Origin of the sequence: Ralstonia insidiosa (genome assembly GCF_008801405.1) — a bacterium.
Lineage (GTDB): Bacteria > Pseudomonadota > Gammaproteobacteria > Burkholderiales > Burkholderiaceae > Ralstonia > Ralstonia insidiosa.
The window spans coordinates 283988-298680 of sequence record NZ_VZPV01000001.1 but is presented as its reverse complement, the minus strand read 5'-3'; the positions used below and the strand labels follow the sequence as shown (position 1 = coordinate 298680).

Genomic DNA, 14693 nt, shown 5'->3' with positions numbered 1-14693 from the left:
TCATCGCCCCACGCAAAACGCACGGTCCGCGCCGTGCGTTTTGCTTTTGGCGCTCACGCGTTGACCAGGCTTTGCGGTACTGGCGATGCCGTCGTCTCGGGCAGTGCGGCCTGGATTTCGGCGAGATCCGCGTCAGTCAGCTTCAGGTCCGCCGCGCCGAGCAGACCATCGAGCTGATCTGGTCGTCGCACCCCGACGATGGCGCCGGTCACCACCGGGTTGCGTAGCGTCCACGCGATGGCGACTTCGGCGGGTGTCCGCCCATGCCGCGCGCCCACGCCACGCAGCACTTCTACCAGCGCCAGATTGTGTGTCAGGTTGGGCTCCTGAAACTCGGGGCTGCGCTGTGCGCGCCAGTCGTTGGCCGGCAGGCTGGCAATACGCTCGCGTGTCATGCGACCTGACAGCAGCCCCGATTGCAGCGGCGAATAGACGATGTTGCCGATGCCGTGCGCCGCCGTGTAGGGCAGGATGGATGCCTCGATGCCGCGCATCAGCAGCGAGTAGGGCGGCTGCAGCGCGGCAATCGACGCGACAGACTGCGCGCGCGCCATCTGCGCTGCATCGAAGTTCGACACGCCGATCTGCCGGATCTTGCCCGCGCGGCGCGCCTGTTCCAAGGCGGCGATGGCCGCTTCGATCGATTGCTCCGGCGCGCCCGGCGGAAAGGCCGGCCAGTGGATCTGGTACAGGTCGATCGTTTCCACGTTCAACCGACGCAGGCTGTCGTCGATCTCGCGCGCGAGCGACGCCGGATCGAGCGAATGCGAAATCCGCCCTTGCGCGTCCCAGAGCAGAGACCCCTTGGTGAACACATACGGCCGGCGGCTGGCCGGCAGTTCGCTGAGTGCCTGGCCGACCACGGTTTCCGCGTGGCCCAGTCCGTAGGCGGCAGCGGTGTCGATCCAGTTGATGCCAGCGTCCACCGCAGCGGCGATCGCGGCAATGGAGTCGCGGTCGTCCTGTGCGCCCCAACCGTATTCCCAGTTGCCACCACCCGAAGCCCAGGTGCCGAAGCCGAGTGGGGAGGTGTACAGGTCGGATTGACCGAGTTGTCGTGTCTGCATGGCGATGTCCTTGTCAGATCAGGGAGAGGAGTCGCCAGTCTAGGCAGCGTGATCGCGCCGATTAAGTGGATAGAATCGGATGCACTATGAAGACAGAATTCACAATCGATCCGGACCTGCTGCCTGCGCTCGATGCATTGCGCCGCGTGGCCGAGGCGGGGAGTTTCACGCACGCAGCGGCGGCGCTGGAGGTCTCCACCTCTGCGTTGTCGCAGACGATCCGGCGGCTGGAGTCCGCGCTCGGCGCGCAGCTGCTGGCGCGTACGACACGGCAGGTGAGCGCGACCGAAGCGGGGGAGGCCTTGCTCGCCGTCGCGCGACCGAGTCTCGATGCGCTGTACGGCGCGATGGCCGAAGTGGGCGAGCGTGCGACGGAGCCGCGCGGCACGTTGCGTGTGACGGCTTCACGCGTGGCGTACCAGGCGGTGCTGCAACCGGTGCTTGGCGATTTCCTCTCGCGTTATCCGCGTATCGAGCTGGAGGTGTCGGTGGACGATGGTTTGTCGGCCATCGTCGCAGACCGCTTTGACGTCGGTATCCGCTTTGGGGAGCGTGTCGAGCGCGACATGGTTGGTGTGCCGATCGGGCCGGCGCGGCGCGTCGCGGTGGTGGGCAGCCCGGCGTATCTGCAAGCGTATGGCACACCCGAAACACCGGACGCGCTGCGCGGACATCGCTGTATCCGCTACCGCTTTCCAAGCAGCGGCACCTTGTACGACTGGGAGTTTGTCGAGCCCGAGCAGGGCGGCGCCATTCAGTCGGTCGACGTGGCCGGCGGTTTTATCGCGAATGATGTGTTGGCGATGGTCGGGGCGGCGAAGCAGGGCGTTGGCTTGGCGCACGTGCTGGAAGACCTCGTCGCCGAGGAGGTGGCGGCCGGGCACCTGGCCCGGGTGCTTGAGGCGTGGTGCCCGCCCATGTATCGCTTTCATCTCTATTTCCCCCGCACGCCACAGATGCCGGGCAAGCTGCGGGTCTTCATCGATTTCCTGCGCGCTCGGTCGGAAAGCAAGGGCGGTGACTGAACCGAATGATGTGTTTCACGTGAAACACAAACGCCGCGAAACAAGCGATGCATGTTCCACGTGAAACATGAAATGCGGCTGAATTTCGTCTCGATTGCCGCATCGTCGAACAGCGGGGTAGCTGCGCGACTTATAATTCCGCTTCTCCAAATTTCTGATGCCTCCATGCGAGGAGGAAGCCATGCTGTATCCAATTGAATTCGATGTGATCGTGGTGGGTGGCGGACACGCCGGCACCGAGGCCGCCCTGGCGGCGGCGCGCATGGGTTGCCAGACCCTGCTGCTGACGCACAACATCGAGACGCTGGGGCAGATGAGCTGCAACCCGTCCATCGGGGGCATTGGCAAGGGCCATCTGGTCAAGGAAGTGGATGCGCTGGGCGGTGCCATGGCCATTGCCACGGACGAGGGCGGGATCCAGTTCCGCATCCTCAACTCCAGCAAGGGGCCGGCCGTGCGCGCGACCCGCGCCCAAGCGGACCGTGTGCTGTACAAGGCCGCCATCCGCCATCGCCTGGAGAACCAGCCGAACCTGATGCTGTTCCAGCAGGCCGTCGAAGACCTGTTGGTGGAAGGCGATCGCGTGGTCGGCGCGGTGACGCAGGTAGGCGTGCAGTTCCGTGCACGTGCGGTCGTGCTGACGGCGGGGACGTTCCTCGACGGCAAGATCCACGTGGGCCTGAACAACTACACCGGTGGCCGTGCGGGCGACCCGGCAGCGGTGTCGCTGTCGGCGCGCCTGAAGGAATTGAAGCTGCCGCAAGGGCGTTTGAAGACCGGTACGCCACCTCGGATCGACGGCCGGACCATCGATTTCTCGGTGCTGGAAGAGCAGCCGGGCGATTTGGATCCGGTGCCGGTGTTCTCGTTCATGGGGCGTGCGGACATGCATCCACGCCAAGTACCGTGCTGGGTCACGCACACCAACGAGCGCACGCACGACATCATCCGCGCCGGCCTCGATCGCTCGCCGATGTACACGGGCGTGATCGAAGGGGTAGGGCCGCGCTACTGCCCGAGCATCGAAGACAAGATCCACCGCTTCGCCAGCAAGGACAGCCACCAGATTTTCCTGGAGCCGGAAGGGCTGACGACGAATGAGTTTTACCCGAACGGCGTGTCGACCAGCCTGCCGTTCGATGTGCAGCTGGACCTGATCCACTCGATGCGCGGCCTGGAAAACGCGCACATCCTGCGCCCGGGTTATGCCATCGAATACGACTATTTCGACCCGCGCGGGCTGAAGGCTTCGCTGGAATCGAAGGCGATTTCCGGTCTGTTCTTCGCCGGCCAGATCAACGGCACGACCGGCTACGAAGAAGCTGCCGCCCAAGGCCTGCTCGCCGGGATCAACGCCGGCCTGCAAGTGCAGGGCAAGGATGCCTGGACGCCGCGCCGTGACCAGGCTTACTTGGGCGTGCTGGTCGACGACCTCATCACCCGTGGCGTGACCGAGCCGTACCGCATGTTCACCAGCCGCGCCGAATTCCGCCTGAGCCTGCGTGAAGACAACGCCGACATGCGCCTGACCGAAGTCGGCCGCACGCTGGGCGTGGTCGACGACGCCCGCTGGGATGCGTTCAACCGCAAGCGCGACGCTGTTTCACGTGAAACAGAACGCCTGAAGTCGACCTGGGTGAACCCGGCGATCCTCCCGCTGGAAGACGCCGAGCCGGTGCTGGGGAAAGGTATTGAGCGCGAGTACTCGCTGGCCGACCTGCTGCGTCGCCCGAACGTGACGTACGAATCGCTGATGGGCATGCAGGGCGGCAAGTACGCGCCCGAGGGTCCGTTTGCCGAAGATCCGCTGCTGGCCGAGCAGATCCGCGAGCAGGTCGAGATCGGCATCAAGTACCACGGCTACATCGCCCGCCAGGCCGATGAAGTGGAGCGCCTGGGCGCCAACGAGAACACCCGTCTGCCTGCGGATTTCGATTATTCGCAGGTGCGCGGCCTGTCGATCGAAGTGCAGCAGAAGCTGGCCAAGCACAAGCCCGAGACCATCGGGCAGGCGTCGCGTATCTCCGGCATCACGCCGGCGGCGGTGTCGCTGTTGCTGGTGCATCTGAAGAAGGGCGTGCTGCGCGGCCAAGTTGGCCCCCGCGCCGGCGCAGAAGGCGAGGCCGCTTGATGGCAAATGCATTGACCGACGCCCGATCGGAGTTGGAGGCGGGCGCGCGCGCCCTGGGCTTGTCACTGGACGAAGCTCAAGTGGATCGCCTGCTGGCGTACCAAGGGCTGCTTGCCAAGTGGAACCGCGTCTACAACCTGACCGCCATCCGCGACGCGGGTGAGATGCTCACGCATCACTTGCTGGATTCGCTGTCGGCCGTGTCGCGCATTGCTGAGTTGGCGCGCCGCGCGCAGCCGGATGCACCACGCGTGCTGGATGTTGGCTCCGGTGGCGGCTTGCCCGGCATTCCGCTGGCCATCGCCTACCCGGATGTGAGTGTCACGATGGTCGACATCGTGCAAAAGAAAACCGCGTTCCTGACGCAGTGCCGTGCCGAGCTTGGCCTGACCAACGCCCAGTCGCACTGGGGCCACGTGGAAAAACTGGCCGACACTACCGGCTACGGCGTCATCACCTCGCGCGCGTTTGCTGAACTGGTCGATTTCGTGAATCTCGCCGGCCACCTGCTGGCGCCGGGCGGCCGCATGGTCGCCATGAAGGGCGTGCGCCCGGACACCGAAATCGAACGCCTGCCCGCCGGCTGGACCGTCGAAGCCATCGAACGCCTGACCGTGCCGGGGCTGCCGGCCGAGCGTCATCTGGTCATCCTTGCGCCGTCGGCGTGAGTCATTCACCGCAGAGGAGTCATGTCGAATATTTTCGTGATCGCCAACCAGAAGGGTGGGGTCGGCAAGACCACCACCACGGTGAACCTCGCCGCCGGCCTGGCCGCGCAAGGGCAGCGCGTGCTGCTGGTCGATTTGGACCCGCAGGGCAACGCCTCGATGGGCTCGGGCATCGACAAGCACACGCTGGAATTCAGCGTGTATCAGGTGCTCGTCGGCTTGGCGACGATTCCGCAGGCGCGCCAGCGCTCGGAAGCCGGCCGCTACGATGTGCTGCCCGCCAACCGTGACTTGGCCGGTGCTGAAGTCGAACTGGTCGACCTGGAGCATCGCGAAAACCGCCTCAAGCTCGCATTGGCTGAGGTCGATGCCGACTACGACTTCGTCCTGATCGATTGCCCGCCGTCGCTGTCGCTGCTTACGCTCAACGGCCTGTGCGCCGCGCACGGCGTGGTCGTACCGATGCAGTGCGAGTACTTCGCGCTCGAAGGGCTGTCGGATCTGGTCAACACCATCAAGCAGGTGCACGCCAACCTGAACCGTGATCTGAAGGTGATCGGCCTGTTGCGTGTGATGTTCGACCCGCGTGTGACGCTGCAGCAGCAGGTATCGGCGCAGCTCGAGTCGCACTTTGGCGACAAGGTCTTCAAGACGCTGATCCCGCGCAACGTGCGCCTGGCCGAGGCGCCGTCGTACGGCATGCCGGGTGTGGCGTTCGACCCTGCGTCGAAGGGCGCCAAGGCCTACCTGGATTTCGGCGCCGAGATGATCGCGCGCGTGCGGCAGATGGCCGACACGCCGGCCTGATGCGGTAAGAGGACAACATGAGCACGATGAAGAAAAAGGGACTGGGCCGCGGCCTCGAGGCGCTGCTGGGCAGTCCCGCCGAGATTGTCGAGACCGCCAAGCAGGAGGGCGCGCCGACGGTGCTGAAGCTCGAGCAGATGCAGCCCGGCAAGTACCAACCGCGTACGCGCATGGACGAAGGTGCGCTGCAGGAGTTGGCCGCGAGCATTCGCGCGCAAGGCCTGATGCAGCCGATCCTGGTGCGCAAGATCGCGTCCGACGGCCCGCAGCCCAAGTACGAAATCATCGCGGGCGAGCGCCGCTTCCGCGCCTCGCGCTTGGCCGGTCTGACCGAAGTGCCGGTGCTCGTGAAGGACGTGCCGGACGAATCGGCCGCCGCCATGGCGCTCATCGAGAACATCCAGCGCGAAGACCTCAACCCGCTGGAAGAAGCGCAGGGCATTGCGCGCCTGGTGCGTGAATTCCAGTTCACGCACGAGCAGGCGGCAGAATCGGTGGGCCGCTCGCGCAGCGCGGTATCAAACCTATTGCGCCTGTTGAATCTCGCCCAGCCTGTGCAGACGATGTTGATGGCCGGCGACATCGACATGGGCCACGCCCGTGCGCTGCTAGCAGTCGACAGTGCGACACAAATCCTGTTGGCCAACCAGATCGTCAACAAGCGCCTGTCGGTGCGCGAGACGGAAAAGCTGGTGGCGTTGACGCTCAAGCCGTTCGAGTTGAAGTCGCTCAAGCAGAAGGGCGCACATCAAGGGGGGCGAGATGTCGCCCGTCTGGAAGAAGAACTGGCTGACCAACTGGGCTTGGGCGTACAGATCAAGCTGGCGGCCAAGGGCCGTGGCCAGCTGACCGTGCAGTTCAGCAGCCTCGACGAGTTTGACGGTTTGCTGGCGCGCCTGCGTCCGGACGGCGGCGAAGAGGCTGCCTGAGTTGTATTGCTGCGACAGTTTGACGCAGTTGGCGTAACCCGCGCCGCTGCGTCATTTGCGGGCATCCGCCGGCACCGAATCAGTGCGATTACCTCGCACGTCATCGACGCTGTGCGCGGGCAATACCATCATGGAATCACCGGGGCACCGCTCCATCAGGCGGATTCGGTGCCCTGGCAGCAGCACATCATTGCGTAGGGAGCGTGGAACGCAGCCGCTCCGAGTGCTGTCGAAGGCGCCTGCACGACCGTTCGCTTGCGCGTTGACTGGTGAACGCCATGTCCCGTAAAATCGTGCGGTTTTAAATCCGCCTGACCCAAAGCGGTGCGGCATGACGAAAGCGCATTCTTCCATGCAGCCAGCTGACCGGCAACGGCCCGATTCTTACGCTTCGTTGGAAGCCGCCCGACCTGAGTCGGCGCAGGATCCGAAGCACGATGATTGGGACGACGATGCCGGGAAGGCGGAGCCGCCGATGCATGTGCTCTCACATGACGAAGCGGTTGCCATGTTCGGCGAGCAGGCCCTGCGGGCTTCGCGTATCACGCCTTTCTCCATCGTGCTCGGCCAGGTGGCCATCACACTGTTGTGTGCGCTCGGATGGTATGTGGGTAGCTGGTTTGCGGGCACAGGCGCCGCGTCGGCAGGCCAAGCTGCGTTGTCGGCCTTGTTGGGTGGCGGTGTGTGCGTGGTGCCTTCGGCATGGTTCGCGATGCGACTGTCGACGGCCAAGGGGTTCGAGTCCATCGCCCGACTGGTGGTGGGCGAAGCGATCAAGGTGCTCGGCACGGTCGCACTGCTGGTGATCGTGGTGGTGGTGTTCAAGGGGCTGCACTGGCCGCCTTTGCTGATCACCCTGATCCTGGCACTCAAGATGTACTGGGTCGGTCTCGCATTGCGATGATGGACCTCTAGCCTGCGGCATTGCGGCAGGCGCATGGGATGTGTCGGAACACCGCAGGAACTGGCGGCAGGAGAGGCCCCGGTTCATTGCGCTGACACTCCGCAAGAATAAGGTGGCGCGTTCAAGCCGCGTGCAGTCCGCGATCTCCAGGGAAACCTGTTGAGCATCGGGCGCGAGCTGGAACGGATCACGAAGAATGTTTCGCAATATTGGACTGAATCATCATGGCAACTGAAGTCGCAGAAGCCGCCGGCCACGCCGCCGAGCACGCTCTCACGCCTTCCGCGTATATCGCGGAGCATTTGCAGAATTTCAATAGCATCGGTGGCAAGCAGGCGTCCGTCGTCGACTTCACCGTCATCAACTGGGACACGATGTTCTGGTCCGTGTTGATGGGCCTGATCGGCATCATCTTCCTGGGCATGGCCGCGCGCCGTGTCACCTCTGGCGTTCCCGGTCGTTTTCAAGCCTTCGTTGAGCTGGTTGTCGAGATGGTCGACGACCAGGCCAAGGGCATCATCCACGGCGATCGCTCCTGGATCGCTCCGCTGGCCCTGATGGTTTTCGTCTGGGTCACGCTGATGAACGCGGTCGACTTGATCCCGGTGGATTGGGTGACGGGCGTCAATCATCTCCTGGGCACCTTCGGCCTGCACGTGCCGCACCACCGCGCAGTGGCCACGGCTGACCTGAACGGCACGTTCGGCATGTCGTTCGCTGTGCTGATCCTGATGATCTACTACAGCTTCAAGATCAAGGGTGCGGGCGGCTTCGCGCACGAGCTGCTCTCCGCTCCGTTCGGCGCCAAGTGGTACCTCGCGCCGTTCAACCTGGTCCTCAACATCATTGAATTCCTCGCCAAGGCTGTGTCGCTGGGCATGCGGTTGTTCGGCAACATGTACGCAGGCGAGCTGGTGTTCCTGTTGATCGCGCTGCTTGGCTCGGTCTGGACGTTCGGTGCTGACACGTCGGCACTGGGTTTCGTGGGTCACGTGGTGGCGGGTGCAGTGTGGGCGATCTTCCACATCCTGATCGTGCTGCTGCAAGCCTTCATTTTCATGATGCTGACGCTGGTGTACATCGGCCAGGCACATGAACACCACTAAGTAGTTGCGGTTCAGGTTCTCCGGTTCCGTTTGATTTTTCCAAGTTCTCAAGTTCTTAGTCTTTCACGTAAAAGGGAGTCATCATGCAAGCATTTCTCGCCAACATCCAAGGTCTGACCGCCATCGGTATCGGCATCATCATCGGCCTGGGTGCTATCGGCGCCTGCCTCGGCATCGCACTGATGGGCGGCAAGTACATCGAAGCCTGCGCACGTCAGCCTGAGCTGATGAACCCGCTGCAAACCAAGATGTTCCTGCTGGCTGGCCTGATCGACGCGGCATTCCTGATCGGCGTTGGTGTGGCCATGCTGTTCGCGTTCGCCAACCCGCTGCTGTCGGTCATCAAGTAATTCTTTTCGGTCTGCATGATGCCGGAGGCGGCTTGGGTGAACGCTCTGCGTGACCCTCGCCGCTTCGTGCATTGATCCGTAGTCTCAATACCGAAAGGAACACACCATGAACCTGAACGCCACACTCGTTGCGCAGATGGTCGTGTTCTTCATCCTGTGGTGGGTTGTTGCCAAGTTCATTTGGCCGCCCCTGGTGAAGGCGCTCGACGAACGCGCAAAGAAAATTGCCGATGGCCTGGCCGCTGCCGATAAGGGCAAGGCTGAGCTGGAGCTGGCCAACAAGCGGGTCGAGCAGGCACTGACCGAAGCGCGCAATGAAGGCGCGCAGCGCATCGCGGACGCTGAAAAGCGTGCCCAGATGAGCGCCGACGAGATCAAGCAAAACGCCCAAGCTGAAGCTGCACGCATCATCGCGCAAGCCAAGGCCGAAGCCGAGCAGCAAACCGTGCGCGCGCGTGAATCGCTGCGTGACCAGGTTGCCACGCTGGCTGTGAAGGGTGCCGAGCAGATCCTCAAGCGTGAAGTCAATGCGCAGGTGCACTCTGATCTGCTCAATCAACTCAAGGCTGAGCTGTAATCATGGCAGAACTCGCAACCGTTGCCCGTCCGTACGCAGAGGCGCTGTTTCGCGTAGCGAAGGCCGGCAATCTGGGTGCATGGTCTGAGCTCGTGTCGGAAATGGGGCAAGTCGCCGCCGTGCCCGACATGAAGGCAGTCGCCGATGATCCGAAGCTCTCCAAAGCCGATGTGGCGGGGATCTTCCTGTCGGCGTTGAAATCTCCGGTATCGCATGAGGCGAAGGAACTGGTTGGCCTGCTGGTGGCCAACAAGCGCCTGTCGCTGCTGCCGGAAATTGCCGCGCAATTCCATGTGCTGCGGAATGCCAGCGAAGGCGCCGCCGACGTCGAGATCACCAGTGCGTTCCCGCTTGAGGGCGCGCCCCTGACCGAACTGGTCGCCACGCTCGAACGCAAGTTCGGCAAGAAGCTGCAGGCTCACGTAAGCGTCGATCCTTCGTTGATCGGCGGCGTGCGTGTGCAGATTGGCGACGAAGTGCTCGACACCTCGGTGCGCGCGCGCCTGACGCAGATGCAGTCTGCGCTGACCGCCGCGTAATGCTGTTCCGCGAGGCGCCGATGAGACTGCCCGCGAACAGATTGAAGAATTAGGAGCATTCGATGCAACTGAACCCCTCCGAGATCAGCGACCTGATCAAGACCCGTATCGAGGGCTTGAAGGCTGGCGCTGACGCAAAGAACACCGGCACGGTCATCTCCGTGACGGACGGTATCTGCCGCATTCATGGCCTGTCGGGCGTGATGCAAGGCGAAATGCTGGAATTCCCGGGCAACACGTTCGGCCTCGCGCTGAACCTCGAGCGCGACTCCGTCGGCGCCGTGATCCTGGGTGAGTACGAGCACATTTCCGAAGGCCAGGAAGTCAAGTGCACGGGCCGCATTCTGGAAGTGCCGGTTGGTCCGGAACTGCTGGGCCGCGTGGTCAACGCACTGGGCCAGCCGATCGACGGCAAGGGCCCGATCAACGCCAAGAAGACGGACGTGATCGAGAAGGTCGCTCCGGGCGTGATCGCACGTCAGTCGGTGAGCCAGCCGGTGCAGACCGGTCTGAAGTCGATCGACGCGATGGTGCCGATCGGCCGTGGCCAGCGTGAGCTGATCATTGGCGACCGCCAGACCGGCAAGACCGCCGTGGCAGTCGACGCCATCATCAACCAGAAGGGCAAGGGCATCTTCTGCGTGTACGTGGCAATCGGCCAGAAGGCTTCGACGATCGCCAACGTGGTGCGCAAGCTCGAAGAGCACGGCGCGCTGGAATACACGATCGTGGTGGCGGCTGCCGCTTCGGATTCCGCTGCCATGCAGTACCTGTCGGCCTACGCCGGCTGCACGATGGGCGAATACTTCCGCGACCGTGGTGAAGATGCTCTGATCGTGTATGACGATCTGACCAAGCAAGCTTGGGCCTACCGTCAGGTTTCGCTGCTGCTGCGCCGCCCGCCGGGCCGTGAAGCCTACCCGGGCGACGTGTTCTACCTGCACTCGCGTCTGCTGGAGCGTGCCGCTCGTGTGAACGCTGACCACATCGAAAAGATCACCAACGGTGAAGTCAAGGGCAAGACCGGTTCGCTGACCGCACTGCCCGTGATCGAAACGCAGGCCGGCGACGTGTCCGCGTTCGTGCCGACCAACGTGATCTCGATTACCGACGGCCAGATCTTCCTGGAAACCGACCTGTTCAACGCAGGTGTGCGCCCCGCTATCAACGCCGGTATCTCGGTGTCGCGTGTGGGTGGTGCCGCTCAGACCAAGGTCATCAAGAAGCTGTCCGGTGGTATCCGTACCGACTTGGCCCAGTACCGTGAACTGGCTGCGTTCGCGCAGTTCGCTTCCGACCTGGACGAAGCGACCCGCAAGCAGCTCGAGCGCGGCCGCCGCGTGACCGAACTGCTCAAGCAGCCGCAATACCAGCCGCTGCAAGTGTGGCAGCTGGCCGCGTCGCTGTACGCAGCCAACAATGGCTTCCTCGACAACGTGGACGTGAAGGACATCCTGGCTTTCGAAAAGGGCCTGCACGACACGCTGAAGACGAAGTACGCCGATCTCATCAACCGCATCGAAGATACGAAGGATCTGTCGAAGGACGATGAGGCCGCCCTGCGTGCCGCGATCGAGGATTTCAAGAAGTCCGCCGCGTTCTAACCGCGTCATTCCCGGAACTGGCCACACGAGGTTGAGAAATTCGGCCTGCGTGGCCAGGACTGAACGGAGAGGAAGAAATGGCCGGAACAAAAGAAATCCGCACCAAGATCAAGAGCGTGCAAAACACGCGCAAGATCACCAAGGCGATGGAAATGGTCGCCGCATCCAAGATGCGCAAGGCGCAGGAACGGATGCGTGCTGCCCGCCCGTACGCCGAGAAGATCCGCAACGTGGCTGCGCACATGGCGTTGGCCAATCCGGAGTACAAGCACCCGTTCATGGTGGAGCGCGACATCAAGCGTGCCGGCCTGATCGTGGTGACGACGGACAAGGGCCTGTGCGGTGGCTTGAACACCAACGTGCTGCGCGCCGTCACCAACCAGCTGCGCGAGCAGCAGGGCAAGGGCATTGAGACGCAGGCCACGGCCATCGGTACCAAGGGTATGCAGTTCCTCGGCCGTATTGGCGCGAACGTCGTCTCGAACGTCGTGCACCTGGGTGACACGCCGCATCTGGAAAAGCTGATCGGCGCGATCAAGGTTCAGCTCGACGCGTTCAACGCTGGCGAGATCGATGCCGTGTACCTCGCGTACACCCGCTTCATCAACACGATGAAGCAGGAGCCGGTGGTTGAGCAGCTGCTGCCGCTCACGGCCGACAAGCTGACGCAGACCGACGCCGAGAAGCAAGCCTACTCGTGGGACTACATCTACGAGCCGGACGCACAAACGGTGGTCGACGAGCTGCTGATCCGCTACGTCGAGGCGCTGGTGTACCAGGCGGTGGCCGAGAACATGGCCTCCGAGCAATCGGCCCGGATGGTGGCGATGAAGGCGGCTTCGGACAACGCGAAGAACGTGATCGGCGAACTGCAACTGGTCTACAACAAGACCCGTCAGGCAGCGATCACGAAGGAACTGTCCGAAATCGTCAGCGGCGCAGCGGCAGTCTGATAGCCACGGCAAAGAATCAAGTTATTGGAGATACAAATGAGTATCGCAAACGGAAATATCGTGCAGTGCATCGGCGCCGTGGTGGACATTCAGTTCCCGCGTGACGCGATGCCGAAGGTTTACGACGCGCTGGTGCTGGATGACAGCAACGAAGCCTCGTTCGCCGAGAAGGGCTTGACCTTCGAAGTGCAACAACAGCTGGGTGACGGCGTGGTGCGTACCATTGCACTGGGTTCGTCCGACGGTCTGCGTCGCGGCATGCGCGTGGCCACCACCGGCGCGCCGATTTCGGTGCCGGTCGGTCACGGCACGCTGGGCCGCATCATGGACGTGCTGGGTCGTCCGATCGACGAAGCTGGCCCGATCGCCTGCGACGAAAAGCGTGCGATTCACCAGAAGGCCCCGAAGTTCGACGAACTGTCGCCGTCGGTGGACCTGCTGGAAACCGGCATCAAGGTGATCGACCTGGTCTGCCCGTTCGCCAAGGGCGGTAAGGTGGGTCTGTTCGGTGGCGCCGGTGTTGGCAAGACCGTGAACATGATGGAGCTGATCAACAACATCGCCAAGCAGCACTCGGGCTTGTCGGTGTTTGCTGGCGTGGGCGAGCGTACCCGTGAGGGCAACGACTTCTACCACGAAATGAAGGACTCCAACGTGCTCGACAAGGTGGCCATGGTGTTCGGCCAGATGAACGAGCCGCCGGGCAACCGTCTGCGCGTGGCGCTGACCGGCCTGACGATGGCCGAGCGCTTCCGCGACGAAGGCCGTGACATCCTGTTCTTCGTCGACAACATCTACCGCTACACGCTGGCCGGTACCGAAGTGTCGGCACTGCTGGGCCGTATGCCTTCGGCCGTGGGTTATCAGCCGACGCTGGCTGAAGAAATGGGCAAGCTGCAGGAACGTATTACGTCGACCAAGACCGGCTCGATCACGTCGATCCAGGCCGTGTACGTGCCTGCCGATGACTTGACCGACCCGTCGCCGGCCACGACCTTCCTGCACCTGGACTCGACCGTCGTGCTGTCGCGTGACATCGCTGCACTGGGTATCTACCCGGCAGTGGATCCGCTCGACTCGACCTCGCGTCAGCTCGACCCGCAAGTCGTGGGCCAAGAGCACTACGAAGTCGCCGACCGCGTGAAGAAGACGCTGCAGCGCTACAAGGAACTGCGCGACATCATCGCGATTCTGGGCATGGACGAACTGTCGCCGGAAGACAAGCTGGCTGTGGGCCGCGCCCGTAAGATCCAGCGTTTCCTGTCGCAGCCGTTCCACGTGGCAGAAGTGTTCACGGGTTCGCCGGGCAAGTACGTGCCGCTGAAGGAAACCATCCGCGGCTTCAAGATGCTGGTGGACGGCGAGTGCGATCACCTGCCGGAACAAGCGTTCTACATGGTCGGCTCGATCGACGAAGCCTTCGAGAAGGCCAAGAAGCTCCAGTAAGAGCGATGTCTGGCCCTGTGCGTAAGCCGGGGCCAGTACTGGCTTTCTGACATTCTCGGAGAGCCGCTTTTCTGAGCAAAGGAATCGAGATGGCAACCATTCATGTAGACGTCGTCAGCGCTGAGCACGAGATCTTCTCCGGCAATGCCAAGTTTGTGGCGCTGCCGGGCGAGGCTGGTGAGCTGGGCATTCTGCCCGGTCACACGCCGCTGATCACGCGCATCAAGCCGGGCGCCGTGCGCATCGAGAAGGAAGATGGCGGCGAAGAGTTCGTGTTCGTTGCCGGTGGCATTCTCGAAGTGCAGCCGAAGAAGGTGACCGTGCTGGCCGATACCGCAATCCGCGGTCACGACCTGGACGAAGCCAAGGCGAACGAAGCCAAGCGTGCGGCCGAAGAGGCGCTGCAGAACCAAAGCAGCGACATCGATCTGGCTCGTGCCCAAGGTGAACTGGCCGTGGCCGCTGCGCAGTTGGCCGCAATCGCGCGCCTGCGTCGCAAGCGCTGAACGCCGGTGATTGCCGATCTGCCTGGCAGGTCGGTATGACCCAAGAAAAAGCAGCCCAAACGGGCTGCTTTTTTGTTGCCT

At 63.0% G+C, this 14693-nt stretch carries 15 protein-coding genes; 14 read left to right on the top strand and 1 reads right to left on the bottom strand.

Translation table 11 applies throughout. The features are described from left to right. Positions 1 to 53: 53 nt before the first annotated feature. Entirely contained in the window at positions 54 to 1067 is a 1014-nt protein-coding gene (locus F7R11_RS01420) for an aldo/keto reductase (RefSeq protein ID WP_064805737.1), read from the bottom strand. Between the two features lie 86 nt (positions 1068 to 1153). Here F7R11_RS01420 and F7R11_RS01415 point away from each other — a divergent pair, with 86 nt between their 5' ends. The 14 genes from F7R11_RS01415 (at position 1154) to F7R11_RS01350 (ending at position 14612) form a co-directional block, all read left to right on the top strand. Beyond that, entirely contained in the window at positions 1154 to 2092 is a 939-nt protein-coding gene (locus F7R11_RS01415; RefSeq protein ID WP_064805735.1) for a LysR family transcriptional regulator, read from the top strand. A gap of 181 nt (positions 2093 to 2273) precedes the next feature. Continuing rightward, entirely contained in the window at positions 2274 to 4223 is a 1950-nt protein-coding gene (mnmG, locus tag F7R11_RS01410; RefSeq protein WP_064805733.1) for a tRNA uridine-5-carboxymethylaminomethyl(34) synthesis enzyme MnmG, read from the top strand. Further along, positions 4223 to 4891, top strand: coding sequence for a 16S rRNA (guanine(527)-N(7))-methyltransferase RsmG (gene rsmG, locus F7R11_RS01405; protein ID WP_064805731.1), 669 nt, complete (start codon positions 4223 to 4225; stop codon positions 4889 to 4891). Before mnmG ends, rsmG begins: the two co-directional genes overlap by 1 nt. 21 nt (positions 4892 to 4912) lie before the next feature. Continuing rightward, entirely contained in the window at positions 4913 to 5698 is a 786-nt protein-coding gene (locus F7R11_RS01400) for a ParA family protein (RefSeq protein ID WP_064805728.1), read from the top strand. A 17-nt stretch (positions 5699 to 5715) separates the two neighbouring features. Continuing rightward, positions 5716 to 6627, top strand: a complete 912-nt coding sequence (locus F7R11_RS01395) for a ParB/RepB/Spo0J family partition protein (RefSeq protein WP_064805726.1) — start codon at positions 5716 to 5718, stop codon at positions 6625 to 6627. 475 nt (positions 6628 to 7102) lie between these two features. Beyond that, on the top strand, positions 7103 to 7531 hold the full coding sequence (locus F7R11_RS01390; protein WP_374754729.1) for an ATP synthase subunit I: 429 nt from the start codon (positions 7103 to 7105) through the stop codon (positions 7529 to 7531). A 224-nt stretch (positions 7532 to 7755) separates the two neighbouring features. After that, a complete protein-coding gene (gene atpB, locus F7R11_RS01385; RefSeq protein WP_021197160.1) occupies positions 7756 to 8637 on the top strand; it encodes a F0F1 ATP synthase subunit A in 882 nt (293 codons plus the stop codon). A gap of 83 nt (positions 8638 to 8720) precedes the next feature. Continuing rightward, positions 8721 to 8987: a F0F1 ATP synthase subunit C gene (gene atpE / locus F7R11_RS01380; RefSeq protein ID WP_003262709.1), complete on the top strand. Its 267-nt coding sequence runs from the start codon at positions 8721 to 8723 to the stop codon at positions 8985 to 8987. A 106-nt stretch (positions 8988 to 9093) separates the two neighbouring features. Beyond that, entirely contained in the window at positions 9094 to 9564 is a 471-nt protein-coding gene (locus tag F7R11_RS01375) for a F0F1 ATP synthase subunit B (protein ID WP_013210897.1), read from the top strand. 2 nt (positions 9565 to 9566) lie between these two features. Beyond that, positions 9567 to 10103, top strand: coding sequence for a F0F1 ATP synthase subunit delta (locus F7R11_RS01370; protein ID WP_048935664.1), 537 nt, complete (start codon positions 9567 to 9569; stop codon positions 10101 to 10103). Positions 10104 to 10165: 62 nt separating this feature from the next. After that, the gene (gene atpA, locus F7R11_RS01365) at positions 10166 to 11707 is read left to right on the top strand and encodes a F0F1 ATP synthase subunit alpha (protein ID WP_021197162.1); all 1542 of its coding nucleotides are present in this window, start codon (positions 10166 to 10168) and stop codon (positions 11705 to 11707) included. A gap of 77 nt (positions 11708 to 11784) precedes the next feature. Then, positions 11785 to 12660 carry a F0F1 ATP synthase subunit gamma gene (gene atpG / locus F7R11_RS01360; protein WP_064805722.1) on the top strand — a complete coding sequence of 292 codons (876 nt, stop codon included), beginning with the start codon at positions 11785 to 11787 and terminating at the stop codon, positions 12658 to 12660. Positions 12661 to 12702: 42 nt separating this feature from the next. Further along, a complete protein-coding gene (gene atpD / locus F7R11_RS01355) occupies positions 12703 to 14106 on the top strand; it encodes a F0F1 ATP synthase subunit beta (RefSeq protein WP_037012562.1) in 1404 nt (467 codons plus the stop codon). A gap of 89 nt (positions 14107 to 14195) precedes the next feature. Next, positions 14196 to 14612, top strand: a complete 417-nt coding sequence (locus F7R11_RS01350; RefSeq protein ID WP_021197165.1) for a F0F1 ATP synthase subunit epsilon — start codon at positions 14196 to 14198, stop codon at positions 14610 to 14612. Positions 14613 to 14693: the final 81 nt, after the last annotated feature.

Excerpts from the sequence above, each read along its gene's own strand:
- F7R11_RS01420 (WP_064805737.1), bottom strand. The coding sequence starts at position 1,067 with ATGCAGACACGACAACTCGGTCAATCCGACCTGTACACCTCCCCACTC.
- F7R11_RS01415 (WP_064805735.1), top strand. The coding sequence starts at position 1,154 with ATGAAGACAGAATTCACAATCGATCCGGACCTGCTGCCTGCGCTCGAT.
- mnmG (WP_064805733.1), top strand. The coding sequence starts at position 2,274 with ATGCTGTATCCAATTGAATTCGATGTGATCGTGGTGGGTGGCGGACAC.
- rsmG (WP_064805731.1), top strand. The coding sequence starts at position 4,223 with ATGGCAAATGCATTGACCGACGCCCGATCGGAGTTGGAGGCGGGCGCG.
- F7R11_RS01400 (WP_064805728.1), top strand. The coding sequence starts at position 4,913 with ATGTCGAATATTTTCGTGATCGCCAACCAGAAGGGTGGGGTCGGCAAG.
- F7R11_RS01395 (WP_064805726.1), top strand. The coding sequence starts at position 5,716 with ATGAGCACGATGAAGAAAAAGGGACTGGGCCGCGGCCTCGAGGCGCTG.
- F7R11_RS01390 (WP_374754729.1), top strand. The coding sequence starts at position 7,103 with ATGCATGTGCTCTCACATGACGAAGCGGTTGCCATGTTCGGCGAGCAG.
- atpB (WP_021197160.1), top strand. The coding sequence starts at position 7,756 with ATGGCAACTGAAGTCGCAGAAGCCGCCGGCCACGCCGCCGAGCACGCT.
- atpE (WP_003262709.1), top strand. The coding sequence starts at position 8,721 with ATGCAAGCATTTCTCGCCAACATCCAAGGTCTGACCGCCATCGGTATC.
- F7R11_RS01375 (WP_013210897.1), top strand. The coding sequence starts at position 9,094 with ATGAACCTGAACGCCACACTCGTTGCGCAGATGGTCGTGTTCTTCATC.
- F7R11_RS01370 (WP_048935664.1), top strand. The coding sequence starts at position 9,567 with ATGGCAGAACTCGCAACCGTTGCCCGTCCGTACGCAGAGGCGCTGTTT.
- atpA (WP_021197162.1), top strand. The coding sequence starts at position 10,166 with ATGCAACTGAACCCCTCCGAGATCAGCGACCTGATCAAGACCCGTATC.
- atpG (WP_064805722.1), top strand. The coding sequence starts at position 11,785 with ATGGCCGGAACAAAAGAAATCCGCACCAAGATCAAGAGCGTGCAAAAC.
- F7R11_RS01350 (WP_021197165.1), top strand. The coding sequence starts at position 14,196 with ATGGCAACCATTCATGTAGACGTCGTCAGCGCTGAGCACGAGATCTTC.